The sequence below is a fragment of the Bacillus sp. CHD6a genome (genome assembly GCF_001293645.1).
In the GTDB taxonomy this organism is placed as follows: Bacteria; Bacillota; Bacilli; order Bacillales; family Bacillaceae_I; genus Sutcliffiella_A.
In genome coordinates this window covers 78,290-102,179 of sequence record NZ_LBMD01000006.1, presented here as the reverse complement: position 1 = coordinate 102,179, position 23,890 = coordinate 78,290, and the positions used below count along the sequence as shown (strand labels likewise).

The 23,890-nt window shown below is 39.3% G+C and carries 21 protein-coding genes; 4 read left to right on the top strand and 17 right to left on the bottom strand.

What is annotated here, in order from left to right:
• Positions 1–140: 140 nt before the first annotated feature.
• The 6 genes from AAV98_RS06600 to sppA all read right to left on the bottom strand — a co-directional run bounded on the left by AAV98_RS06600 (position 141) and on the right by sppA (position 5,115).
• Positions 141–1,136, bottom strand: a complete 996-nt coding sequence (locus tag AAV98_RS06600) for a class I SAM-dependent methyltransferase (RefSeq protein WP_060664773.1) — start codon at positions 1,134–1,136, stop codon at positions 141–143.
• A 343-nt stretch (positions 1,137–1,479) separates the two neighbouring features.
• A complete protein-coding gene (gene tpx / locus AAV98_RS06595) occupies positions 1,480–1,980 on the bottom strand; it encodes a thiol peroxidase (protein ID WP_060664772.1) in 501 nt (166 codons plus the stop codon).
• A gap of 290 nt (positions 1,981–2,270) precedes the next feature.
• A complete protein-coding gene (ytfJ, locus tag AAV98_RS06590; protein WP_060664771.1) occupies positions 2,271–2,750 on the bottom strand; it encodes a GerW family sporulation protein in 480 nt (159 codons plus the stop codon).
• Between the two features lie 20 nt (positions 2,751–2,770).
• Positions 2,771–3,472, bottom strand: a complete 702-nt coding sequence (locus AAV98_RS06585; RefSeq protein WP_231687707.1) for a DUF2953 domain-containing protein — start codon at positions 3,470–3,472, stop codon at positions 2,771–2,773.
• A gap of 86 nt (positions 3,473–3,558) precedes the next feature.
• A complete protein-coding gene (locus AAV98_RS06580; RefSeq protein ID WP_060664769.1) occupies positions 3,559–4,092 on the bottom strand; it encodes an RDD family protein in 534 nt (177 codons plus the stop codon).
• Between the two features lie 12 nt (positions 4,093–4,104).
• Positions 4,105–5,115, bottom strand: coding sequence for a signal peptide peptidase SppA (gene sppA / locus AAV98_RS06575; RefSeq protein ID WP_060664768.1), 1,011 nt, complete (start codon positions 5,113–5,115; stop codon positions 4,105–4,107).
• Between the two features lie 177 nt (positions 5,116–5,292).
• On the opposite strand from sppA, the gene AAV98_RS06570 reads away from it, so the two are divergent.
• Positions 5,293–6,093, top strand: a complete 801-nt coding sequence (locus tag AAV98_RS06570) for an NAD kinase (protein ID WP_060664767.1) — start codon at positions 5,293–5,295, stop codon at positions 6,091–6,093.
• Positions 6,094–6,144: 51 nt separating this feature from the next.
• Here the strand turns inward: AAV98_RS06570 and AAV98_RS06565 are convergent, their stop codons facing one another.
• The 5 genes from AAV98_RS06565 to AAV98_RS06545 form a co-directional block, all read right to left on the bottom strand.
• The gene (locus tag AAV98_RS06565; RefSeq protein ID WP_060664766.1) at positions 6,145–7,734 is read right to left on the bottom strand and encodes an amidohydrolase; all 1,590 of its coding nucleotides are present in this window, start codon (positions 7,732–7,734) and stop codon (positions 6,145–6,147) included.
• 142 nt (positions 7,735–7,876) lie between these two features.
• A complete protein-coding gene (gene mbcS / locus AAV98_RS06560; RefSeq protein WP_060664765.1) occupies positions 7,877–9,466 on the bottom strand; it encodes an acyl-CoA synthetase MbcS in 1,590 nt (529 codons plus the stop codon).
• Between the two features lie 678 nt (positions 9,467–10,144).
• Positions 10,145–10,348 (bottom strand): alpha/beta-type small acid-soluble spore protein, encoded by a 204-nt coding sequence (locus AAV98_RS06555; RefSeq protein ID WP_010195477.1) that lies wholly within the window; start codon positions 10,346–10,348, stop codon positions 10,145–10,147.
• A 91-nt stretch (positions 10,349–10,439) separates the two neighbouring features.
• Positions 10,440–11,648, bottom strand: a complete 1,209-nt coding sequence (gene thiI / locus AAV98_RS06550) for a tRNA uracil 4-sulfurtransferase ThiI (RefSeq protein ID WP_060664764.1) — start codon at positions 11,646–11,648, stop codon at positions 10,440–10,442.
• Positions 11,649–11,653: 5 nt separating this feature from the next.
• The gene (locus AAV98_RS06545) at positions 11,654–12,790 is read right to left on the bottom strand and encodes a cysteine desulfurase family protein (RefSeq protein WP_060664763.1); all 1,137 of its coding nucleotides are present in this window, start codon (positions 12,788–12,790) and stop codon (positions 11,654–11,656) included.
• Positions 12,791–13,105: 315 nt separating this feature from the next.
• On the opposite strand from AAV98_RS06545, the gene brnQ reads away from it, so the two are divergent.
• The gene (gene brnQ, locus AAV98_RS06540; RefSeq protein ID WP_060664762.1) at positions 13,106–14,440 is read left to right on the top strand and encodes a branched-chain amino acid transport system II carrier protein; all 1,335 of its coding nucleotides are present in this window, start codon (positions 13,106–13,108) and stop codon (positions 14,438–14,440) included.
• A 248-nt stretch (positions 14,441–14,688) separates the two neighbouring features.
• Here the strand turns inward: brnQ and AAV98_RS06535 are convergent, their stop codons facing one another.
• Positions 14,689–15,036, bottom strand: coding sequence for a hypothetical protein (locus AAV98_RS06535; RefSeq protein ID WP_060664761.1), 348 nt, complete (start codon positions 15,034–15,036; stop codon positions 14,689–14,691).
• 3 nt (positions 15,037–15,039) lie between these two features.
• Positions 15,040–16,731, bottom strand: a complete 1,692-nt coding sequence (gene ezrA, locus AAV98_RS06530; RefSeq protein WP_060664760.1) for a septation ring formation regulator EzrA — start codon at positions 16,729–16,731, stop codon at positions 15,040–15,042.
• A gap of 220 nt (positions 16,732–16,951) precedes the next feature.
• Between ezrA and hisJ the strand changes: the two genes are divergently transcribed.
• A complete protein-coding gene (gene hisJ / locus AAV98_RS06525; protein ID WP_060664759.1) occupies positions 16,952–17,752 on the top strand; it encodes a histidinol-phosphatase HisJ in 801 nt (266 codons plus the stop codon).
• Between the two features lie 429 nt (positions 17,753–18,181).
• Here hisJ and refZ read toward each other — a convergent pair whose 3' ends face one another.
• Positions 18,182–18,811 (bottom strand): forespore capture DNA-binding protein RefZ, encoded by a 630-nt coding sequence (gene refZ / locus AAV98_RS06520; RefSeq protein ID WP_082380799.1) that lies wholly within the window; start codon positions 18,809–18,811, stop codon positions 18,182–18,184.
• Between the two features lie 152 nt (positions 18,812–18,963).
• Between refZ and AAV98_RS06515 the strand changes: the two genes are divergently transcribed.
• Positions 18,964–19,452: a GAF domain-containing protein gene (locus tag AAV98_RS06515; RefSeq protein ID WP_060664757.1), complete on the top strand. Its 489-nt coding sequence runs from the start codon at positions 18,964–18,966 to the stop codon at positions 19,450–19,452.
• A 435-nt stretch (positions 19,453–19,887) separates the two neighbouring features.
• Here AAV98_RS06515 and megL read toward each other — a convergent pair whose 3' ends face one another.
• The 3 genes from megL to AAV98_RS06500 form a co-directional block, all read right to left on the bottom strand.
• A complete protein-coding gene (megL, locus tag AAV98_RS06510; protein ID WP_060664756.1) occupies positions 19,888–21,075 on the bottom strand; it encodes a methionine gamma-lyase in 1,188 nt (395 codons plus the stop codon).
• A 142-nt stretch (positions 21,076–21,217) separates the two neighbouring features.
• Positions 21,218–23,023 (bottom strand): sensor domain-containing diguanylate cyclase, encoded by a 1,806-nt coding sequence (locus AAV98_RS06505; protein WP_231687706.1) that lies wholly within the window; start codon positions 23,021–23,023, stop codon positions 21,218–21,220.
• 70 nt (positions 23,024–23,093) lie between these two features.
• Positions 23,094–23,711 (bottom strand): hypothetical protein, encoded by a 618-nt coding sequence (locus AAV98_RS06500; protein WP_060664755.1) that lies wholly within the window; start codon positions 23,709–23,711, stop codon positions 23,094–23,096.
• Positions 23,712–23,890 lie beyond the last annotated feature (179 nt).

Below are 23,890 nucleotides of genomic sequence, written 5' to 3'. Positions count from 1 at the left end.
ACACTCTACCTATCTTGTGCAAAGTTCCGATATTATATATACCTTTTTCATTTAAACACCGTGATACTGCATTTGCAAGAGGCTTCCCTGTTTGGTAACGCTTACCTTATATATTCGTTATTTTCTGAAGAATAGCATAGTTATTTTTTGTTCTTTTGCTCAGAAAACCAGTGGTTGATTTGGTTCATTATTTTTTCCATTGCCTGCATATTGGAGAAGCTTGGCAGGTTTACTAATAGAGCTTCTTTAGGAGGTTCAATCCCAATTCCTTTTTTCTGCAGTACCAGGATGCTTTTTGCATGATTCTTATTTTGGAACATAGTTTCCGGAAGTTGAAGCATTCCTTGAATATACGCTTCATCTTTGATTAGAGTGTTGACTTTTTTGGCTTCCTCTTCTTCAAACATGGAGTTTGGAACCAAGAATAACAGATGTCCTCCTGGTTTGGTGTAGCGCAAACCTTGTTCGATGAAAAGATAATGTGCATAGGAATGGCCTTCTTCTGCTTTAAGCTTGAAGTTGGCAGCATTGTTATCATCAGGGTAGTAGCCAACAGGAAGATCACTCACTACCACATCAACTGGCTCTACAAATAGGTTGCTTAAGCCATCTTGGTTGAATAAGCTGATTGCCTGCTCTTGGAGGTTGGCATTGTTATAGGCAAGCTTTACTAACAAGTCGTCCACATCCACACCAAACGCTTCTAGTTTTTTGTTGGGCTGGTGGTTAAGGACTGCTGTAAGAAGGTTTCCTGTACCGATGGCAGGGTCCAACATAGTCATCTGTTGCAGATGTGAGGTGTATTTTCCGACAAGGTAGCCCATAAACATGGCGATGGCATCTGGCGTCATTTGGTGGTTAGCTTGAACTGCATCTTTCATTCCTTTAAGGATGGCTAGTTGGAAACCTTTTCTAATTTCTTCTTTTTGAAGGGACGCAAAATTTTGTTTGCTGTATTCTTTCTCCAGCCTTCGTTTGGTCACTTCTGATACTTCTTCTTGGATGACTGCGCCGTGAAAGAGGTTTTCTGCAGTTTCTGCTAGTGCTTCTAGGTATGTACAGTCTAGTTCTTCTTGCAGAATTTGTGCGGTTGTATCAAATAAGGAAAATGTATTTTCTAGTTTTGTAATGGACATCGTGCCACTCCTTTTTATGGGTAACTTGGGTTTACTCCTGTTGATTTGCGTTCCAGGTGTTCGCTTTCCTAGGGACGGTGCTTGAGCCTCCTCGGCTTCGTCTGCGGGTTCTCAACCTACCTCTATCTTCCTCAGGACAAGAAAGGCTTCGGCAGCGATTCATCGCACGAAGAAAATGCGCTAGCATTTTCGAGGAGTCTCACACCTTGCACTCCAATCAACAGGGGGGCTACTCCCAATCAAATTTTCAGTATTCCTATTTTACATGGAGATTGGGCAAAAATAAAGCAGACTGCTATTATCACAGTCTGCTCGTCTTGTTGCAATGGTTTTGAGTAAGGTATTATTCTGCAGATTTTACTGCTTCAATTGCCGCTTCATAGTTAGGGTGGTCTGTACCTTCCCCTACGTATTCAACGTATGTTACTTTGTCATTGGAGTCCACAACAAACGTGGAGCGGGCAAGTAGACGTAGCTCTTGCATTAGTACGCCGTATGCTTCACCGAAGGAAGCGTCACGGTGGTCGGATACTACCTCAACATTGTCAAGCCCACTAGCTGCACACCAGCGTTTTTGAGCGAAAGGCAAATCCATGCTAACTGTAATAACTTTTACGTTATCAAGCTTTGCTGCCTCTTCGTTAAATTTACGGGTTTGTTGGTCACATACTCCTGTATCAATGGAAGGGACTACGCTGATTAGTTTCTTGAATCCTTTGTAGTTTTCCAATGTTACTGGAGATAGGTCGTTTGCAAGAACGGAGAAGTTTGGAGCCTGATCGCCCACTTTCACTTCACTTCCGACTAGTGTCATTGGGTTGCCTTTGAATGTTACGTTTGCCATGATAATTTCCCTCCTCAAATTGTATGTACACTTGTAATAATAGCTATGTTTTTTAAGTTTTGCAATTAATCAATCTTTGTTTGTGTGGAGGGGGAAGTGTTGGTTTTTAGTAGGGCTCAAAATTTGTCGGAATGTGTAAATTTATTGATATATCTTTAGGTTTCTTGATTTCCACCCTAGTTTTCTTGATATATCCCGAAATTCCTTGATATCCACTGCCCTAGGTTTCTTGATATACCCCGACTCCCCGTTCAACCAAACGAAAAGCCAACTGCTGTGCAGTTGGCTTTTTAGAAGTCTAAATCCTGCTTATGGTTGTTGTAGGAATGGTCAGCGTGATTTCCATTGTTATGTTTATTGTTATTCAACATTTGTTGAACTTTCTCAACTGCCTGTGGAGCCAGATCCAGTAATCTCTCATAGATACTTGTGCTCTCATCAAGGTGAAGCATTTTCACTCCTTGCGAATTTACAATCAAGAAAGCGATTGGAGTGATGGATACGCCACCCCCACTACCTCCTCCAAATGGAAGTTTGTGACCTTGGTTTTGTTGATTCCCACCGCCATCGTGTTTTTCAGGTCCTGAAGAGCTCCCACCTTGGAACTCACTTCCTCCTGCTGCGAACCCAAATCCTACTTTGGAAACAGTCAAAATGACACTTCCATCAGGCGTTTCTACTGGATCCCCAATGATGGTATTAACATCAATCATATCCTTTAAATTTTCCATCGCTGTTGTCATAAGACTCTTAATTGGATGTTCAGACATTTTGATCCTCCTATATGCTATTACATGGATTTGTGATTATCCTCTTTGGACAACACGGATAAAGGACGGGTTTTAAACTTTGGTCTACCGCCCTTCCAATATTTAACGATTCTTATTCCTGCCAACATAGCATGCCCGATTCGAAACCGAATCATACACTTAAACATTGTCTGAGAAACAACATACTGGAAATATGGAGTGATGGAGAGTACCGGTCGAGCTCGGAAGTCTGTATACCTACTTAAAAAGCCAACAATCCCACCTTTAATCGTCCAACCTGCCCCAACAATCATTCCAGTATGGGCTGCATCTCCTAATCCAACGTTACTATGCCATTCCAAGTGATTCACTTGAACTCTTGAAAGCATTCTTCTTACTATCTCATGCATGCCCACAACGTGGCGCACCAGTTCATATGTATCTTCAAAGCTCTGCCATATCTCTTTTGGAGAAAAATCTTTCTCTTTTTGTTTTCCTTTAGACGGATTTCCGCCTCCAACTTTGGTCTTTTCCTCGACATGAATGGATGCTGTTTCTTTATCCACACTTATTAAAGGTACATCAATGGTGTAACGCAACAAGCCGTACCATGCACTTAGTTTCACTGTCATCTGATCATTATCTTGTTGATGATGGTAGTAAAATTGAATGGTAATTTTAGTGACGAGAACCATGATTAAAAGAAGAATAATGACGGCAAAGATTATTATGGCCCAAATCACACTATCACACCCTTTCCTCCCCCTTCCATTATCTCCTAGCATAAAAAAAATAAACCTAAAGTCACTATGGACTTCAGGTTTATTGGTCATTTTTCATGAACGACTGTCGTGTCTGCAATAAGGTCGTGTACACCTTGCTTTTTGCTTGTAAAAGCTGCCACAAGAAATACGATGTAGGTAATAGGTGCATAGACTAAAGCAATATAACGTCCTACACCTTCTCTAAAGAAGATGGTTCTCCAAGAAAGGTCATTGGCCTTTAGGTCGACCACCCGTAAACCAAACACCATTTTGCCTAACGTCTGTTTAAAATACTTTGTCATAAGAATAAAATATCCATATAGCACGATAGTAGTGGCAATCGTTGCAGGGGAGAACATGAAGCTTTTACTAGTCGATACTCCTAGCAGTCTAAAAATCGGGAATATCACAATCGCTCCGATGCTCCAAATGATTAATAGATCTAACAGAAATGCCCAAAGTCTCATCCAAAACCCTGCATATCGATATTCGGTAACCGTTATTTCCTGCGCAGGCAACATTCCATTATTTCCGGCTATGTTCACGTCTTCATGCACTACATTCTCATTTGTATACTCATTATTTTGCTCATCTCTCATTTCTTCTCCCTCCTACTCTGCATACAAGTACATTAGTCTTGGAGAATTTGGTTGATTAATAAGCTTTGCTAACATCTGCATTTCAGACTCTGGTTTTAATAGAGCTTGAGCGTTCATGGCGAATAAAGAACCTAAGCCTAGGTTTTCTGTGTATTGAACAACTTGGACGTTCCCCATATCATGGTCTTTCTTCATTGCCTCAATAACATCTTCAAAATAGCCAAGCTCATCGACTATGTTGATATCTTTCGCTTGTTGGCCATCATAGATTCTTCCATCCGCAATTCTTCTTACTTCCGATTCACTCATTCCTCTTCCTTCGACAATGACCTCTACAAATTGATCGTACATATTGTCTACCATTGATTGAAGTATTTGACGCTCTTCCTCAGACATATCTTTTGTCGGGGACATAATATCTTTGTATGGCCCACTCTTAATGGTATCAAATTTCACACCATATTTTTCAGCAAGCTCTTTGTAATTTATGCCTTGCATGATAACACCAATTGAACCGGTGATGGTCTCAGGCGAAGCGAAAATTTTGTTGGCAGGTGCAGCGATATAGTATCCACCTGAAGCTGCCATTGCTCCCATAGAAATATAAATCGGCTTCTCTGTTTCTTCTTTAATCTCCACCAGTCTCTTATGTATCTCAGCGCTTTCAGAAACGCCACCACCTGGTGTATTGACGCGCACGATAATTCCTTTAACAGAATTATCTTCTTTGGCTTGATCAAGCATTCTTAAAAATTGACGGTGGTTATACCCTGGAGATTGGAATACAGAAGTCACGTCGCTTCCTGTATCTTGGATAACACCATTAACTTCTAGAACAAGAATCTTACGGTTAGGACTACCGTCTTCCATAACTTCCTCAATAAACTCTTCTTCCCCTCCGAAAAGATCTGAAAAAGAATCCGATGTGGGGCTTTCCATAGGTTGTGTTGCCAAACTTGTGACAATTGACACAAAAAATAATAATGCCGCAATGCCTAATGCGGCCCAGCGCTTTCCACTCATATTTAAACCTCCTAGTTGTTCGTACAGTACCTATACGTTAAATCGTTTCAAAAAGTTTCATCAAAATGGTAAACTTATCACAATATAGAATTGTACTAAAATTTTTTCCAAAAGGATAATGTTTTTGGATATTTTTTGTTTAAGTTCCATTTTTTATTATGAAGAGGAGGAAAAACAATGACAGAACGCCGTAAAATATTTTTCTTTTATAAAAGGGAAGAAGAGCTAGTTGCAAAGGTTGAAAAGCTTGAACAATTAGCGGTACAAAATAACTTTGAAATACTAAGCGATTACAACAAAGCGAACATTATCGTAGCAGTCGGAGGAGACGGAACCTTCCTTCAAGCCGTTCAGAAAACAGGTTTCAAGGATGATTGCCTTTATGCTGGTATCAATACTGGGGAAACTTCTAGTTTTTATTGTGACTTCCATATCGATGATACAGAAAAAATGGTAGAGGCCATGGCATTTGAACAAATTGAGGTTAGAAAGTATCCTACTATTGAAGTAACAATTGATGGTACATCTTCTTTTCTTTGTTTAAATGAATGCTCCATCCGCTCTGCCATCATAAAAACTTTTGCCATTGATGTCTACATAGATGAGCTGCACTTTGAAACGTTCCGTGGTGATGGGATGATTGTATCCACCCCTACTGGCAGCACTGCTTACAATAAATCTGTGCATGGTGCTGTAGTAGATCCGATGCTCCCTTGTTTTCAGGTAAGTGAGCTTGCTTCTATTAACAATAACAGCTATCGCACCCTTGGATCGCCGTTTATTTTGGCAGGTGCCAGAAAATTGACTCTAAAAGTAATTCAGGATGGAAATGACTATCCTACGATTGGAATTGATAATGAGGCCCTTAGCATTAAGCATGTGGAGAGGTTGGATATTCAGCTTACTGATAAAAAAATTAAGACGGTGAAGTTAAAGGATAATTCGTTTTGGGAGAAGGTCAAACGGACATTTTTATAGCCTTTTACTTTGATGTAAAAAGGACACCGCATGAACGCGATGTCCTTTTTACTATTTCTTATACACAACCGTGCCGTCAACGATTGTCATGGTCACGGTTGTGTTTAATATGTCGTCCTCTGTTGCTTTGAATAGGTCGGTATCGAGTACTGTGAAGTCTGCGTAATAGCCTCTATTGATGATTCCTTGTTTATGTTCTTCTGAAATAGCTTGTGCGCTACCTTTTGTAAAGAGACGGATTGCCTCATACATGGAAAGACGTTGTTCTGGTTGATAGACAGTTCTTTCTATGTCCCCGGGTGTTTGCCTTGTAACAGCAGCGTGAATTCCCAGAATTGGATCAACTGGTTCAATTGGAGCATCAGAACCACCTGCACAAATCAGTCCTTCATCTATAAGTGTCTTCCATGCATAGGAATAATTAAGTCTTTCCTCTCCTAAACGTTCGATAATCCAAGGAAAATCTGTTGCCACAAAACGTGGTTGAATATCTAAAATGAGTGGTAGTTTTTTTGCACGATCTATCAGGTCCTTCGTTAAGATTTGAGCGTGAATAAGTCTATCTCTCTCCCCCTCTGGAGCAGGATAGTTTTCAATCGCATCTAACATATACTCAAATGCAAGATCACCGATGGTATGAACGGCAACGGTCATTCCATATTCTCTTGCTTTTTTTACTAGACTCATAAGTTGTTCTTGTGTATGGATAGCCACCCCAGATGTTTCCGGAGCATCATTATAAGGACGGCTTAACAACGCAGTCCTGCCTCCCAGTGCACCATCTGCAAAAATTTTCATGGCACCAAGGGTAATGAATCCTGTTGTCTCTTTAAACGTATGACCTTCTTCATGCATATCATCCACTACCTCATGGTGAACCAACAAATGGGCACGATACTTTAACTTGTCCCGTTCAATTACATGTTCAAACGCTCCAAATGTTTTAGCAAAACTGCCATAATAGCTTAAATCTTCACTGTGACTGCCTACCAAGCCGAGGCGTAAGCAATCTTCAATAGAAGTTTTTAGAGCATTGTATAAATAACTTTCACTCGCTTTTGGTATCTTCTTTTTCACTAATTCCTGCGCTTGGTCAAGTAAGTACCCAGTCGGTTCGCCATCGATATCTTTTACAATCACTCCACCCGGAGGATTTTCCGTTTCTTTTGTAATGCCAGCAATATCCATTGCTTTGCTGTTGACTAAAACTGCATGACGGCAAACTCTTGATAAAATCATGGGGTGATTGGAAGTGATTTCGTCAAGCTCGTTTCTGTGGAAAATTTTCCGGTCAACAAAATTATTCTCATTCCATCCTTCTCCAAAGATCCATTCTCCTTCAGGGGTTTCTTGGACTTTTTTCAGTAATGCTTTTTTTACCTCTTGGGGGGATGTGTAGTTCGACAAATCTAGTCGTAATAATTTCTCCCCGTGTCCAATCAGATGCATATGACTGTCTGTAAAGCCAGGGTACATAACTGCCCCTTTCAAATCTTGCTTTTGTGCATGGTGGTATGTTAAGAAAAGCTCTTCTTGCGTACCGATGTCTTTGATAAGTCCATCTTCTGTGTACACCGCTTCCACCGTTTCCAATTCTGTTTTCATGGTGTAAATTGTTCCGCCGTACCAAATTTCTCCCATGGTGATCTTTCTCCTTTTTTTTGTAAAATTACATTTAGATTATCATTTATGAAGGGCTGGCACAAAAAAATTGCATAAAAAAAGGCAGTATTGCTGGGGTCAAAGGAATCTGATCCCCACCAACCTGCCTGTTTGCCCTTTATCAGGATTGTGCGGCTTGAGCGAATTCTTGCTGCCTTAATTCTATTCTTCTTATTTTTCCAGAAGTAGTTTTAGGAAGCTCCCCAACGTACTCAATTTTCCTTGGGTACTTATATGGGGCTGTCAATTCCTTGACATGCTCTTGAAGTAGTTTAGTTAGTTTGTCTTCTTGTTGGTCCACTCCATCCTGAAGTACTACAAACGCCTTGACTATATTCCCTCTAATTTCATCCGGACTAGCTACTACCGCACATTCGCGCACTAACGGATGCTTTACCAATGCATCTTCTACTTCAAAAGGTCCAATCGTGTAGCCAGAACTGATGATAATATCATCACTTCTCCCCTCGAACCAGAAGTATCCTTCTTCATCTTTCTTTGCTTTATCTCCAGTTATATAATAGTCCCCTCTAAATTGTCTGGAAGTACGTTCAGGATCTTTGTAGTAGTGCTTGAATAGGGCAGGTGTTTCCACGTGTACTGCGATGTCTCCGACTTCCCCCACCGCACACTCTTCAGCATCCTCATTAATAATGGTTACCCGGTTGCCAGGTGTCGGTTTTCCCATGGAACCAGATTTAATTTCCATTCCTTTTAAAACACCAAGTAACAGCGTGTTTTCCGTTTGGCCATAGCCATCTCGGACATCGATTTGGAAATGTTTTCGGAAAGTGTCAATCACTTCACGGTTTAATGGTTCTCCGGCTGATACTGCACTGTGGAGATGTGGCAGCTGATAAGCGTTCAAGTTATCCACTTTCGCCATCAAACGATACTCTGTCGGTGTACAACAAAGGACATTCACTTCATGCTTTTCCAAAAGCTTCAGATAGGTGTTAGGATCAAATTTTCCATGATAGACAAAGCCTGTTGCCCCTGAACCAAGGGTCGATAAGAATGGACTCCAAATCCACTTCTGCCACCCAGGACTAGCAGTAGCCCATACTACATCATTTTCTTCGATACCAAGCCAGTTATTAGAAGTGGTACGAAGGTGCGCATAAGCCCAGCCATGTGTATGGACTACGCCTTTAGGGTTGCCCGTTGTACCAGATGTATAGGATAGGAAAGCCATGTCGTCTTTTGATGTGGAAGCAAATTCAAGTTGATCTGACTGTTTTTCCATCGCTTCTTGCAGGTTTGTCCAGCCTTTTTCCGCTAAACCACCAACACTGAATCTTACCAGGTTGCTAACTTCTTCTAATTTATCTGCCTGTTCCACAAATGGTTGATATGTAATAATCCCTTTAACATCTCCGTGCTCAATTCGGTATGCCAGATCTTTTTCCCTTAACATTTCAGAGCATGGAATAACCACAATACCTGCTTTAAGTGCACCTAAGTATACTTGATACGACTCGATAAGCCGTGGCATCATGACAAGAACTACATCCCCTTTTTGCAGTCCTTTTGAAAGTAAAGCGTTTCCAATTTTATTCGCAGCTTTCATTAATTCTTGATATGTTACTTGTTCCTTCTCCCCTTGCTCACTTTCCCAAATGAGTGCGAGCCTTTCCCTCTCTTGTGTGTACTTTTCCACTTCTTCAACCAGATTGTACTTTTGCGGTGCTAAAAGTTCTTCTCTTTTCATATGAAGTCATCCCCTTTGTAATAGTACTACCTCTATATTACAAAATTTTTAAAATAATTTGAATTATTTTGTGGAAATTTTCGTTATTTTTTTGGAGGGGAATGTGGAATCTTTTGAGAATGTCCGAAGTTTTGGGGAAGTTGACCGAAGATTTTTGGAAATTGACCGAAGATTTCGCATAATTGACCGAAGTTTTTCGAAAAGTGACCGAACCAAATTTTTAAATGACCGAACCTACTAGGATATTTGACCAAACCTATCATCCAATTGTCCGAACTCCCTGTATATTCCATTAAAAATTGTCCAAACCAAATAGAAAATTGACCGAACCAAATTTCCACACCTAGAATTGGAGCATTTTTCTATGAAATATCCTAAAATACCGTATTTCTAAAAGCATCTAGTCCAACTCCTCCCGCTGTTCAAACTGATCTACCACGCAAGAAATTCTCCCGGCACATACTTTATAAAACATAAAAAACACCTTCCCAAAAGAAGGTGCCCAGACATTATTTATTGCTCATTCGATTTAACCGCATGCTTTGGTTCGTTGCGGCGTTTTCTCCCCTGTTTCTTCTGCTGTTTTTCTACTTGATTTTGCTCCTTCATAAAAAAGCACCTCCAAGATTAGAATAGAAGAAAGGTGGGGTTTCCCCCACCTCGTAGCCATTTTATATATTATTTTTGGTAACCGCCACTGAAGCTTTGTTCAGCCATTTGAACTAAGCGTTTAGTGATTTCTCCACCAACGGAACCGTTAGCGCGAGCAGTTGCATCAGGACCAAGTTGAACTCCGAATTCAGAAGCGATTTCGTATTTCATTTGGTCAAGAGCTTGTTGTACACCAGGTACAACTAGTTGGTTTGAACTGTTGTTTGCCATGTGTTTTCACCTCCTTGTGAATATAGAATGTGTAAAAACACATGGCATCATTCATATTTTAAATATGGTAATTCTTCACAGTAACAGTCTGTTAAAATAGTTCGTGGATAATACTGTTTTCTTCTTCCTTTTTCCCTGTGATAAGAACCTTTTCTGTTCGTTCCACTGCATCGTTCACCATTTTATCGATATCAAAGAAACTTTCGTAAAAATTGATTTTTTCTTTTTTGGGCTTCGTTTTTGGTGCAGAGGGGGTGAAAATGGTACAACAGTCTTCATAAGGGCGGTTGGAAATTTCCAATGTATCAATTTGTCTGGCAATATCCATGATCTCTATTTTATCCATTGTAATAAGCGGACGAATGATTGGAGTGGAAGTTACCTCATTGATGGTCGACATGCTTTGCAACGTTTGACTAGCCACTTGCCCCAAACTTTCTCCAGTAATAATAGCTAGCCCTTGCTCTTTTTCACAGATTTTGTCTGCAATCTTTAACATAAATCTTCTGGTGGACGTCATCGTATAGTTTTCCGGCACTTGTTTTTGTATGGCTACTTGAATGTCTGTAAACGGAACAATATGCAAATTAATGGAGTGTCCGAAATCTGTCAGTCTTTCTGTCAGTTCCACTACTTTCTGTTTCGCACGTTCACTTGTATACGGAGGGCTGAAGAAGTGGACAACCTCCAGTCTAATGCCACGTTTCATTGCCAAATAACCTGCTACCGGACTGTCTATCCCTCCAGACAGCATTAGCACACCGGTCCCACTTGTTCCGACTGGTAGACCTCCTGCGCCGGCAATATCCTTACACGTAATATAGGTGGCTTCTTCTCTGACTTCCACTCTTAAATTAATATCAGGTTGCTTTACATTCACTGTCAAGTCTTCCGTATTTCGCAATAAATGTGATCCGATTGCATGGTTCAATTCATTGGTATCAAGTTCGAATTTTTTGTAAGCGCGCTTAGCAGTCACTTTAAACGTTTTTCCTTTGTAAGGTAACGCCTCGAGAGCGAATAATGCTCCTTTTTTCATTTCTTCTAGTTCTGTTTTCGTTTTAACAGCTAAGCTAAAAGAGTGAATTCCAAAGATGCTTTGAAGCCGATTTAGAATCTGATCATGCGGCTCCCCATTTAATTTGATGTACATTCTGTCTCTGTTTTTTTCAATAGTGACGTTTGGAAAGTCCTTAATCTTTTCTAGTATATTAAAGCTCAGTCGCTGCACAAACTGTTTACGATTTCTTCCTTTTGTAGACAGTTCACCAAATCGTATTAATATGTGATCATAGTTCATGTTTTTTACCTCGTTACTTCTTTTATTGTTTTTATGGCTTGGATAAGTTCTTTTAAAAGTAAGCGTAGTTCTTCTTGTGTTGTACTGTAGGTCATACTTATCCTAATAGCACTTTCCGCCTGCTGTCTCGTCACACCCATCGCCATTAAAGTCTTGCTTGGTGCTTTTCGCTTGGAAGAACAGGCAGAAGTGGTGGATACAAAAATATCTTTATTGCCTAATGCATGCACCAGTACTTCCGACTTTATACCCGGTACGGAAAAATTGACAATATGCGGGGCGCTTTGAATGTTGGATGTATGAATAAACACTCCATCTATCAGCACTAATTCATCAAGAAGATACTGTTTCAACGCAAGTAAATCTGACAAGTAGTTTTCCCTATTCTCTAAGGTCATTCGTAGAGCTTTGGTCATTGCAACTATCCCAGCCACATTCTCTGTTCCAGAACGTAACGTCCATTCCTGATCTCCTCCGCTAAGAAGCGGATGAAGCTTGACTCCATTTTTGGCAATAAGTACACCGTTTCCTTTTAGCCCGTGAAACTTATGAGCCGAAAGTGAGCAAAGATCTATTACATCCATTCTTAACGGAACCTTCCCGATCCCTTGTATATGGTCAACATGAAAGCTCACATTGGAGTAGGTTTGAAGTAATTCTCCAATTTCTTCTACCGGTTGTATTACACCAGTTTCATTATTCACATGTATGATAGAAACCAACACCGTTTCTTTCCTTACCGCGTCTTCCACTTGCTTTACAGTAATTCTTCCTTCTTTATCAACAGGAAGAATCGTTACTTCAAAGCCTTCCTTTTCTAAATCTTTAATCGCATTTGTTACGGAAGGATGCTCGATAGCAGTTGTGATGATATGTTTCCCGATATTTCGTTTGCTTAAGGCACATCCCTTTATCGCCAAGTTGTTGCTTTCTGTTCCACCTGAGGTGAAAATGACTTCCTTATGATGAACATGTAGCAAGGAGGCAATTGTCTCCCTTGAACGGTGAAGAAGCATTTCTGCATCGCCTCCAAGAGAATGAAGAGAGGATGGATTTCCAAAATACTCTGTGGACACCTTTAGAAAAGAATCTAACACTTCTTTATATGGTTTAGTAGTAGCGCTATTGTCTAAATAGATCATGGTCATCCTCCATTAGCATGATGAAGAATTTTAGTCATCAATTTAATATAGATAATATTTTCTTCTAAGCGAATATTAATGTTAGCACATTTTATATCTATGGAAAAGAATTGCCTTCCCTTATAAGGACACAGTAGAGAGGTATTTATTAGAAATAGTTCCTTTTCCCTTTCTAAACATGTATAGACATGTTAAACTAGTATTTGTTTTTCTAAAATATTGAATTGTTAAACTTTTAAGTTATTCGACAAATTTCATCAAGATTATGATAGGATGAAAACGTATTCATTTCATTTTCTCAGCAGGAGGATTTTCATGCAAAAAAAAGTATATACAAATAAAGATATATTGGTATTGGGACTAATGCTGTTCGCCTTATTTTTAGGTGCCGGGAATATGATTTTCCCACCATTACTTGGACAAGCAGCCGGTGATAACGTAGGAATCTCTGTTATAGGTTTCTTGATTACAGGAGTCGGACTGCCACTCCTTGGAGTAATGGCTATTGCCTACACTGGTGGCGACCTTCAAACACTGGCTAATCGTGTACACCCAATTTTCGGAATTGTTTTTACTATCATTATGTATTTAGCGATTGGCCCGTTTTTTGGTATCCCGCGAACAGGTACTGTAGCCTTTGAAATTGCTGCTACTCCTTTCTTACCTGAATCAGTTAATTCACAGGGCCTGGCACTCTTTGTATTTACCTTAGTATTCTTTGCTATTACGTATTATCTTGCATTAAATCCAGCAAAACTTGTAGATCGAATTGGGAAAGTCTTAACACCGATATTGTTGCTGGTAATTGGTATTCTTGTTGTCAAAAGCATTATCACTCCTATGGGCGCTATCGGTGCTCCAACAGAAGCATATCAAAGTTCAGCTTTCTTTAAGGGCTTCCTTGAAGGCTATCTAACTATGGACACCATTGCAGCTTTAGTTTTCGGAATTGTTGTAATTTCTGCAATAAAAGATAAAGGTGTAACAGATAGAAAAACGATTACTTCACTTTGTTTAAAGGCAGGATTTATTGCTGCCATTGGTTTGACTGTCGTCTATGCAGGTTTATCCTATCTTGGGGCAACTAGTCTTGATGCAGTAGGTGCCGCAGGAAATGGCGGTCAGATATTATCTGGTGCTGCCGATTATCTGTTTGGTTCTATCGGAGCGGTTATTCTAGGTCTTGCAATTACGTTTGCATGCTTAACAACATCTGTCGGACTTGTTTCTGCGACAAGCAAATTTTTCTCTAAAATTATGCCTTCCGTTTCATATAAAGTATTTGTGGCAATCCTGTCCATTTTTAGTTTGGTTGTATCTAATGTCGGCTTAGAGCAATTGATTACGATATCGTTGCCTGTATTGATTATGGTATACCCATTAGCCATTGTATTGATTATTCTTTCGTTCTATCGTTGGAAAAATGAGTCGTTTGTGTATGGATTTGCACTGCTATTCACTGGTATTGTTAGTTTTGTGGATGGATTGGCTACGGCTGAGATTGAGGTGACTTTCTTACAGGACATTTTCAGCATACTTCCTTTTTACAATGAAGGGGTAGGTTGGTTGGTTCCAGCAGCGATTGGTGTGTTAGTTGGGATGGTTGTTGGTGCTTTAACTACAAAGCAGTCTAATGAAAGCATTGCGTAATACCATAAAAAGAACTGGGCAAAATCGTCCAGTTCTTTTTTAGTTGCTTGGTTATTCTCAGCAGTTGATTGATTTGGAAGGCGCTTAGACGCCCGCGGGAGGAAGGGACAGGTAGAGACCCCTGAAGAGTTGTGAGAAGGCTCACGGACCGCCCGCAGGCAAGCAAAGCGCCTGGCACGGACATCACTGGATTTTATACTTTCTTACTCTTTAAAAAAAGGCTTGGATTTAAGAATCCAAGCCTTTTTTTATGGTTTGTTTTTTTCTAGTAGAGATAGTAGGCGGTCGATGCTGATACGTTCATCCTCTATGTTCCACTCATTGACCATTTGCTGAGTAATACCATTTTGAGGAATGTATGAAATAGTAACTTTCTCATCCTTATCTTGATCTACTGAAGAAGGCCCTTCTGTTTCTTCTACTTCTTCTTGTGAAGGAGGCGCTTCTGTTTCTTCTATTCCTTCTTGTGAAGGAGGCGAAATTGCAGGTGAAGCACTCTCTTCTCTCTTTTCCTGAAAGGTTGAATAAAAACTGTACCAGATAAAGATCCCACTGATAAGTAGGACGGCTGCAAGTAAAGTTTGCGCGTACTTCACTTGTTAGTCTACCTTTTCAAGTACTTTTTCTATTTTCTTCAATACACCTGGCTCTACCTTTTCAAGCGAAGTAGCCGCTTCTTCCATTGCACTTTTATATTCATAATTTCTAAATAATTGCTCCGCTTCTACCAAGCTTTGGTGTACGGTAGGATGTTTGCTGCGGTATCTATTGCCATATTGGATAATACTTTCCGCTAAATAGGCATGATCAAGAATATCCATTGCTTCTTCATGGCATTTCTCAACACTTGTTACTGCTTCATATAACACAGCATTTACTTCTACGATATTTAACGGTTTTTCTTCCAATTTCTCCGTTACAGCCTTTAGCTGATCATTCGCTTGGGATAGCTCTTGAAATACGCTTTTTGGTAATCCAGGAATATTACTTTTTTCTATAGAACGTTTTACTTCAAACAGCATTTTTCTTAAAGAGTTTAACTGTTCTCTTGCAGCCATTTCATCTTTCCGCAATGCCATCAAGCTTTCCGTGTATTGTTGATGGATGTCCTGAAGAGAATTAATCTGTTCACAGATGTCCTCCAACTCCTCTTTTAAAATGCTGAAGGCAATGGTCTGTTCAAGAAGGTGTCCACTGAGTTTTTCATAACGGTCATTAAGTGTGCGCATGGATTCTTCTATTTTCTGCTGTGTTTGAATGTCTTCCTGCTGCAACTGATAGCTTTCCTGCACCACGTATGTTTCTTGCTTTGTCTTTTCACTTGCAGATGACAATGCGATCAGAATAGCTTCAACAGATGGAAGTTCTTTTACGACATAGTGTTTTGCCAAGACTTCTTTTTCAATCTGATCATAAAGATCATCCATTTCGTTTTTAATAACCTCAACACCTTCTTTAGCTTCCAAACTCTTAGTCTCCATAAGCAACATCGTAGACTGCTTGAGTTTATCTTGAAGGCTAGCAATGCTTTTTTCTAGGTTTACATGATCTAAGATATACCCTTCTGAAAGCATTTCCTTATAGCCTGTTTCCACTTCAGCAAGTTGACTAGGAATGACAGACTGGCATTCAATTAACAGCCCTGGAATGTGTTCTAGTTTGGCCTCAAAAACTTCTAAATCTTTCTCAATTTTGGCGATTAACTCTCTTGCAACTAGATAATCTCCATTGGATATAGATTGGTGGAATTCTGAGAAAAGCTGTTGAATTTGTTCCAGTTCTTTCTCCAATAAAGGGGTTGTGCTTCCATATTGATGACGTTGGTTAAGCAACTGCTTTTTAAAATTAGAGTATTTTGCTTCCAATTTTTCATTTTCTTCAGCACTTTTTGCTTGGCTGCCGATCAGTTCATCTAATTCTTCGTATATCGCTTTAATTTTCCATTCAATTTCCTGAAGTTTATTATCAGCTAACGACAATACATCTTTCGCTTTTTTAAAGCGATATTTATCAACGAAATCCTCTGCATCAAAAAGGTATTCTTCAATATTTACAAGTTCTGTTGATAAAATATTATCCCATTGATAACGCCAGTTCTCAAAAAGCTGTTCTGTCTGTCCGGTCATGTTTAAATCTTTCACTTTGGAAAGTTCCTCTGATACCGGTTTGTTCATAATCGATACTTTCCAGTTTTCTAAGCGGTCCACTTCTTGATAAATCTTCTTCCTTCTAACAAAACTGATGCTAATAAAAATAACTACTAGTGCTAAAATCCCAATTATATACTCCATACCTAGTCCCCTTCTACCTAGATGGTGGTTCCTGTCTTCTATGTTCATTTTTTATCTAAATCAATAATTCATATATGTATAAAAGAGTTAAATGGGTTGATATATATTCCACGCCCATTTTATTTATATTTCAATGTTTTTATGATACCATGTAAACGACATTTTTTGACCAATATTTTTAATTTTTTTACATATTTCTTCTAGTATCGGAGGGTTTTTCTTGATTATCGACAAACATGTCCATAGCCCCTATTGTCCGCATGGTAGCACAGATACGATAGAAAAGTATATTAAACAAGCTTTACAACTAAACTACAAAGAGATTTCCTTTACAGAACACGCTCCACTACCCAAATCTTTTATTGATCCAGCCCCGGACAAGGATAGTGCGATGGATTGGGACAGCATTCCTACCTATTTGGAAGAGTTGCAGAAAATGAAGTCCTTTTATGAAGATGCCATAAAGATTAACATAGGTTTGGAAGTGGATTATATTGATGGATACGAAAAAGAAACTCGTGACATATTAGGAGAGCTCGGACCCCTGTTAGATGACAGCATATTATCAGTTCATTTTTTAAAGAATGAGGACTCGTATTATTGCTTAGACTTCAGTGAGGATGAGTTTGAAAGAATTATCGGGGTTTTCGGAGGTATTTCAGCAGTTTATGAATCTTATTTTTCCACTCTCTTAAAATCCATCAACTCTGATTTAGGGCCATACAAACCTAAAAGAATCGGCCACATTACACTGGTAGAGAAATTCAAAAAGCGCTTTCCACATACTAGAGCCATCCAGGAGTATACCGACCCTATTTTGGATGCAATTGCTCAAAAACGCTATGAACTGGACTATAATGGTGCAGGTTTTGTCAAACCACTATGTAAAGATTCCTATCCTCCTATGTCCATTGCGAAAGAAGCAAAAAAAAGAAAAATCCCTCTTGTGTACGGATCTGACGCACACACAGCAAAGGGATTAGGCCAAGGATATGAATTTATGGATAAAGAGTTATTATAAGAATGTCCATGTTGATCTGAGCGGAGGGCGCGAAGACTCCTCGCTCTGCTGGAGGCCACTGAAAAAGTCATTGTTTTTAGAATTTCTTTAAACACCGCTGTTGATTTCCGCAAATGGCTTCGCTTTCCTAGGGAAGGTGCTTGAGCCTCCTCGCAACGCTTGAGGGGTCTCAAGCTACCTTTATCTCCCTCAGGAGTCTTCGCCTTTTGCTCCAATCACCAGCTAGGAATCAATAAAAACTTTACGTTATCAGTTATTCAGTGGCCTCCTCTGCTGCGGGGTCAAGCTACCGCTATTTTCACCTTTTGCTCCAATCTACAGCTAAGATTACTAGCAACCTTAATTCAAATAGTTTTTCAGTGGCCTCCAACGAAGTGAGGATGCTCCCCGACCGCCTGCTGAAAGCGAATATCAACAGTAAGTGGAATATTATAATGCAATTTTCTCTAACTGCTCTTGCTCCACAAATATAAACTGCTCCAACCATTGAACAATAACTTTCTCATACTGATCTACTGCAGACGTTTCATACGGCATAATATGCCAAACCTCAGCCAAATACTGAGACTGCAAAAATGGCGTACTAATCATACTTTTCAATTGCATCACAGCCATCAGAACAGATGGAACATGAAACTCTTTCTTTTTATGCCCTTTTTCTAAAATTGCCTTATAGTAATACTTCTCCTTCGTTAAATACGTTGACATGATTTCCCTGACAAGAGTTGTATCAAACGTAAGCTCCCGATATACGTACCTTGCCAATTGACGATTTTCGCGGTGAAACAGCATGGTTTTTTCCACACATTCCAAAAGGCATTCCTTTGCTGTATGAGAGGAATTTTTTTTATAAACTTTCTCCAATATAGAAACATACTGATCAAAGAAACTAGATAATAAATGCTCTTGGAGTCCTGCTTTATTATCAAAATAATAGGAGATATGCCCCACGTTTACATTTGCTTTCTTAGCAAGCTCCCGTACAGAGGTACCATCAAACCCTTTTGTATTAAAAAGAATAATTGCTGCATCAATAATTCGTTGCCTCGTCTTTTCCATCTTCTTCACCCTTTCTGGTGATTTCGATTCTTAATTATTGATTTCGTGAAGATGAACGTATATCCTTTTATTAAATGTCGACAACTTCAGTAGGTATTCTACTTATGTTGTTGTTTTTCCACAATTAGCTATGAAAATGCGAGGGGATTATGATGTTTCAAGTCGAAAACTATAAAGGTACAAGAGAAGAAAACTACAAACTTGTGCTAAAACAATTGCAGGCTCTTATTGCCGATGAGCCTAATTTCATTGCCAACCTTTCCAATGCGTCCGCTCTGTTAAATGTATTCTTAACGGAAGTGAATTGGGTCGGCTTTTACTTAACAGATGAGTCTAAACAAAACATGTTGGTGTTGGGACCGTTCCAAGGCTTGCCTGCATGTGTAAGAATTCCATTTGGCCGTGGTGTATGCGGAACGGCTGCATCTTCCATGGAAACACAACTTGTGGCTGATGTGCATGCTTTCCCGGGTCATATCGCTTGTGATGCAGCATCACAGTCTGAAATTGTTGTTCCGATGGTTGTAGATGGGAAAGTTATTGGCGTTCTTGATATTGACAGCCCAATCAAGGATCGTTTTGATGAGCTGGATAAAGACTATTTGGAGAAATTTGTTTCTATCTTGCTTGCTACTGCATAAGAAAGATCCAGTAAAAGAAGATAAGTGAATAGTTAATAGCCGCTGTTCCTTTCCGCAAATGGCTTCGCTTTCCGCGGGACGGTGCTTGAGCCTCCTCACTTCGTTGCGGGGTCTCAAGCTACCGTTACTCCCCCGCTGGAGTCTACGCCATTTGCTCCAATCCACAGCTAAAAATAACGTAATCCTATGTAATACCTTTTCAAAAACCCTTCAAATACATGAAGCCACCTTGTTGATTGGAGTGGAAGGCGCGTAGACGCCCGCGGGAGGAAGGGACTGGTGAGACCCCGGAAGGCGAAGCCTGAGGAGGCTCACGGACCGCCCGCAGGCAAGCGAAGCGCCTGGAACGGAAATCAATCGTATTAAATAATTTCTTATCTCATGAAAAAAAGCGTCTAACCTTAAACAAAGGAGTAGACGCTTTTTCTATGTTTCTTATAAACTATCTAATGCTTGTTTGAGGTCTTGCCATATATCTTCTTTGCCTTCTAGACCTACAGATAGACGTAGCAGGCTGTCTGTTATCCCCATCAGCTCTCGGTTTTCTTTTGGTACAACCGCATGGGTCATCGTAGCCGGATGTTGGATTAAGGTTTCTGCATCCCCTAGACTCACTGCAATCTTAATCAGCTGCAGTTCATTTAACAGTCTTTGCGCTTCTTCCTTTCCACCTTTAATGGTAAATGAAATAAGTCCCCCGCCCTTTTTCATCTGTTTTTGCAAAATTGGATATGATTCACTCTTTTTATCACCTGGATAAAAAACCTTCTTCACATTAGGATGTGCTTCTAAATGTTCAAAAATATATTCCGCATTATCACAATGGCGGTCCATACGGACATGCAAAGTCTTCAGTCCGCGAATCAGGAGCCACGCATCAAACGGTGACATGACACCACCAATATCTTTTAATGTAGTCATGGATATTTCTGTAATCATCTCTTTAGAACCGACAATCAAGCCGGCGATCACATCCCCGTGTCCCCCAATATACTTAGTTGCACTGTGAATTACAATATCACAACCTAGATCTAGCGGCTTCTGCAAATAAGGAGAGCAGAAGGTGTTATCAACCACTACCTTAATATTTTTCTCTTTAGCTAAGGAAACGATAAGTTCCAAGTCTATTAAAGCCATAGTCGGATTGATTGGTGTTTCCACATAGATGCATGTCGTCTCTGGTTGGATGGCTTCTCTGATCTCCGATTCTGTCTGCATCGTACAAAAGCTATGTGACACATTATATTTATCTTTCAATAATTGTAATAAACCAAACGTGCATCCATAGATACCTTGTGAACAAAGGATATGGTCGTTACTTTTTGTTAATGCGATCAATACAGCGGAAACTGCTGCCATACCCGATCCGAATGCAAGACCTGCTTCACCGTTTTCAAGGATTGCTATCCGCTCTTCTAGCATTTTTACTGTTGGATTTCCAAGTCTTGAATAAATATAACCCTCTTCTTCTCCTGCAAACCTGTTTTCCCCTTGTTGTGCCGTTTGAAAGGAAAAAGTAGAAGTTTGAAAGATTGGCGGTGCCAAGCTTCCTTGATAAATGGAACTATCATATCCATGATGAATAACTTCCGTCTCAAACTGCTGTTTTTTCTGCTTATCCATAAAAATATCTCCCTTCCAATTTCCCATCCATTACTAGCATATGGCAAACAACAGAAAAATGAAAGCGTTTTCTTTAGTGTTCACTAAAATTAATTCAAGATTGTAAAACCCCTTCATCTGTAACAGATGAAGGGGTTTGTCTCTAGCTATTAATCTTTTTATTTATAGAAGAAAAATCCTCTATAACCAATTGGTCTTTCCCTTGATCCTTCGCCTTATAAAGTGCATAGTCCGCTCTGTGAAAGAGGTCCCTTGGTGTATCCTGGGTATTCTTGTTCCAAAATGAAATTCCACATGAAACTGTAACTCCCGGATTCGTCTGTTCCCTAATCTTTTCTATAATCCTAAGGACTATACTTTCGCCTAATTTCAAATCTACTTTCGGTAAATAAATGGCTAGTTCTTCTCCGCCCCATCTTGCTCCGATATCGGTCTCTCTGATATTTCCCTTTATAATATCGGCGACCTGGATCAGGATTTTATCTCCTACCTGATGGCCAAACGTGTCATTCACAATTTTGAAGTCATCTATATCTAAAAGAATGAATGTCCCGTAGGTATCTTTTTTCATAGACTTCTCTATTTTATCGTCTAAGTATTTTCTGGAATAAAGCTTTGTCAAATAATCGGTTATAACATATTTCTCCAATTCTTCCCGCAGCATGGAGTTATTAAAAGCCAAAGTCGAATGATGAATAAGTGACTGCAAAAGTTTGAATTGTTCAAAGCTGAAAAAATAAGGCAATGGGTGTGTCACCACACAAGCCCCTCTTCCCCCATTTGGTATGATCATGGGGATCACCATGCAGGAACAGAAGGGAAGATCCGATAAACGTTTATGTAGACGAAGATCTCCAATAAAAAGAGGTTCTTCATCAGAATATAAAAACTCCTTCATGTGTAGCAGATATTCTTCTATGTCATGTTGCTGAAAGAAAGTTGTTGAACCTGGCAAAATCTCTGTGCCTTTTTCTTGATAGAATACAAATGCTACTTCTTTTGCGTGAAAGGACTGAAGAATTTTCTTCACCATGAAGGAGGTCACTTCGGTCAGCCTTAAATTCGTATTCAATTGACGAGAAGTTTCATTAATTAGTTGCAAATCAGATATAACCTGCTTGGATTGCTCATAAAGTTGCGTATTCTCCAGTGCTGCTCCTGTTTCATCTGCCAGAAGTTTAATAAACTTTATCTCTGATTCAGGAAGGGTCGCAGCATCTAAAGAGATGATCTGCAGGACACCATATACCCCTTGTCCGCCTTTTATAGGGACATAGATATTCGCTCTTCTATCTTTAATACAATTTTCATATTGAACCTCGCCTGTCACATAGGCATTCATGGCACAAATATTGTTATCTTCAAAATCCAATTTCTTAATGGGTAGATGCTTGAGGTCATCATTATCTGACGTAAGTAAAAGAAGGTAGGAAAAGTCCTCATACATTCTTTGCAACAGTTTAATCACTTCAGATAGAATTCCTTCTACCTTCATGGCTGAATGAAATTTGGAAGTGATGGTGTACAATTCTTGATATTGTTTATCTTCATTTCTTTTATGTATGTATTGATTATAATGGTGAAAAATAATTGAGAGTTCTTTTGATATTTGATTGAAGCTATCTAGTGGAAGAGGTACAGGAGAATGAAAATGCAGGTCAATCTTTCCAATTGCATGATCCTCATTAAAAAGAGGGATAATGACATTTTCCACATTACTACCTTCACCTGAATGAACAGAATAGGAAACTGCCTGCTCACAAATAAAAGATTGATTTTGTGAAAGGAAGTCCCCTCTCAACGTTACAATAGCCTGTTCTGCTTGAAGTTCTTCTTTCAACAGCAGCTGTAACTGTGTGAGAAAAGTAGTTTGTGTAAAATTGGAAGACGAAAGGAAAAAATCAAATATTCTGCTTTTAATTTCGAGCAATTTGTTATTGGATTCCATTTTTTTCACCTTTTATATTACTTATTACCTATATTATAACGGTAACAGGTAACAATTTCCTAGTATTATTTTACGGAACTAATAAAATCGTGTCTTTTTCAAATAAAACAAACCAAAGATCCTTCTGTTCAGATAGTGAAACAACTGAAATCGGTTCGTTATCTAGTTCCTTTTTTAGTACTGTTCCATCTTCGTTATGAATCTTTAGTTCATACCTTTTAGAATCCACTTCATTGATATCAATTGAAAATGTCGACTCTTCCTTTTTAATATGTTGTTCTTGCCTATTAACTTGCTGCAGTTGTGAATTGTAATAGTTCCAGGTGTTGTCTGTTTTCAACCAAACCCCATCAGAGACTTCATCCCGTTTTATATCAGACGGCGCCTCTTCTAAATTCACGGCGTACTGAGTTTCAAAGCGATAGTTATTTCCAATGTCCACTGTATAAATAATCAGCATTGGTTGATTTTCATGTTCTTTCACCATGGCTAGCACTGGAGAATCATGTTGTAGATTCATTTCTTGAAGAACGACAACTAGTTGTTTCACTTGTTTTGGGGCTGGTTGGACAACGGCCGTTTCGTTAGTTGAGGTATATTTACTTACAAATAAATAGAGTGTTACCGCAGCAATTGCTGAAATAATGCTGAATCGGATCAATTTTTCCTTACCTGTTTCTTTATACATCTTCATTCCACCTTGATATAATTCTGAAAAAATTATATCATAAACATCTGCTACTTTATCCTATTTAATAGTCCGCATTTTTTTATGTCCCCAACCTTTTCTAAACTATCCTTGACTTCTTATCCATTTTTCCGATATAATAGCCTTTGTGTAAAATATTGCAGCCTATGTGGTATGCT

Excerpts from the sequence above, each read along its gene's own strand:
- megL (WP_060664756.1), bottom strand. The coding sequence starts at position 21,075 with ATGGATAAGCAGAAAAAACAGCAGTTTGAGACGGAAGTTATTCATCAT.
- ytfJ (WP_060664771.1), bottom strand. The coding sequence starts at position 2,750 with ATGTCTGAACATCCAATTAAGAGTCTTATGACAACAGCGATGGAAAAT.
- AAV98_RS06580 (WP_060664769.1), bottom strand. The coding sequence starts at position 4,092 with ATGAGAGATGAGCAAAATAATGAGTATACAAATGAGAATGTAGTGCAT.
- AAV98_RS06500 (WP_060664755.1), bottom strand. The coding sequence starts at position 23,711 with ATGTATAAAGAAACAGGTAAGGAAAAATTGATCCGATTCAGCATTATT.
- brnQ (WP_060664762.1), top strand. The coding sequence starts at position 13,106 with ATGCAAAAAAAAGTATATACAAATAAAGATATATTGGTATTGGGACTA.
- mbcS (WP_060664765.1), bottom strand. The coding sequence starts at position 9,466 with ATGAAAAGAGAAGAACTTTTAGCACCGCAAAAGTACAATCTGGTTGAA.
- sppA (WP_060664768.1), bottom strand. The coding sequence starts at position 5,115 with ATGAGTGGAAAGCGCTGGGCCGCATTAGGCATTGCGGCATTATTATTT.
- AAV98_RS06600 (WP_060664773.1), bottom strand. The coding sequence starts at position 1,136 with ATGTCCATTACAAAACTAGAAAATACATTTTCCTTATTTGATACAACC.
- AAV98_RS06505 (WP_231687706.1), bottom strand. The coding sequence starts at position 23,023 with ATGGAATCCAATAACAAATTGCTCGAAATTAAAAGCAGAATATTTGAT.
- refZ (WP_082380799.1), bottom strand. The coding sequence starts at position 18,811 with ATGGAAAAGACGAGGCAACGAATTATTGATGCAGCAATTATTCTTTTT.
- AAV98_RS06545 (WP_060664763.1), bottom strand. The coding sequence starts at position 12,790 with ATGATCTATTTAGACAATAGCGCTACTACTAAACCATATAAAGAAGTG.
- tpx (WP_060664772.1), bottom strand. The coding sequence starts at position 1,980 with ATGGCAAACGTAACATTCAAAGGCAACCCAATGACACTAGTCGGAAGT.
- AAV98_RS06515 (WP_060664757.1), top strand. The coding sequence starts at position 18,964 with ATGTTTCAAGTCGAAAACTATAAAGGTACAAGAGAAGAAAACTACAAA.
- thiI (WP_060664764.1), bottom strand. The coding sequence starts at position 11,648 with ATGAACTATGATCACATATTAATACGATTTGGTGAACTGTCTACAAAA.
- ezrA (WP_060664760.1), bottom strand. The coding sequence starts at position 16,731 with ATGGAGTATATAATTGGGATTTTAGCACTAGTAGTTATTTTTATTAGC.
- AAV98_RS06555 (WP_010195477.1), bottom strand. The coding sequence starts at position 10,348 with ATGGCAAACAACAGTTCAAACCAACTAGTTGTACCTGGTGTACAACAA.
- AAV98_RS06570 (WP_060664767.1), top strand. The coding sequence starts at position 5,293 with ATGACAGAACGCCGTAAAATATTTTTCTTTTATAAAAGGGAAGAAGAG.
- AAV98_RS06565 (WP_060664766.1), bottom strand. The coding sequence starts at position 7,734 with ATGGGAGAAATTTGGTACGGCGGAACAATTTACACCATGAAAACAGAA.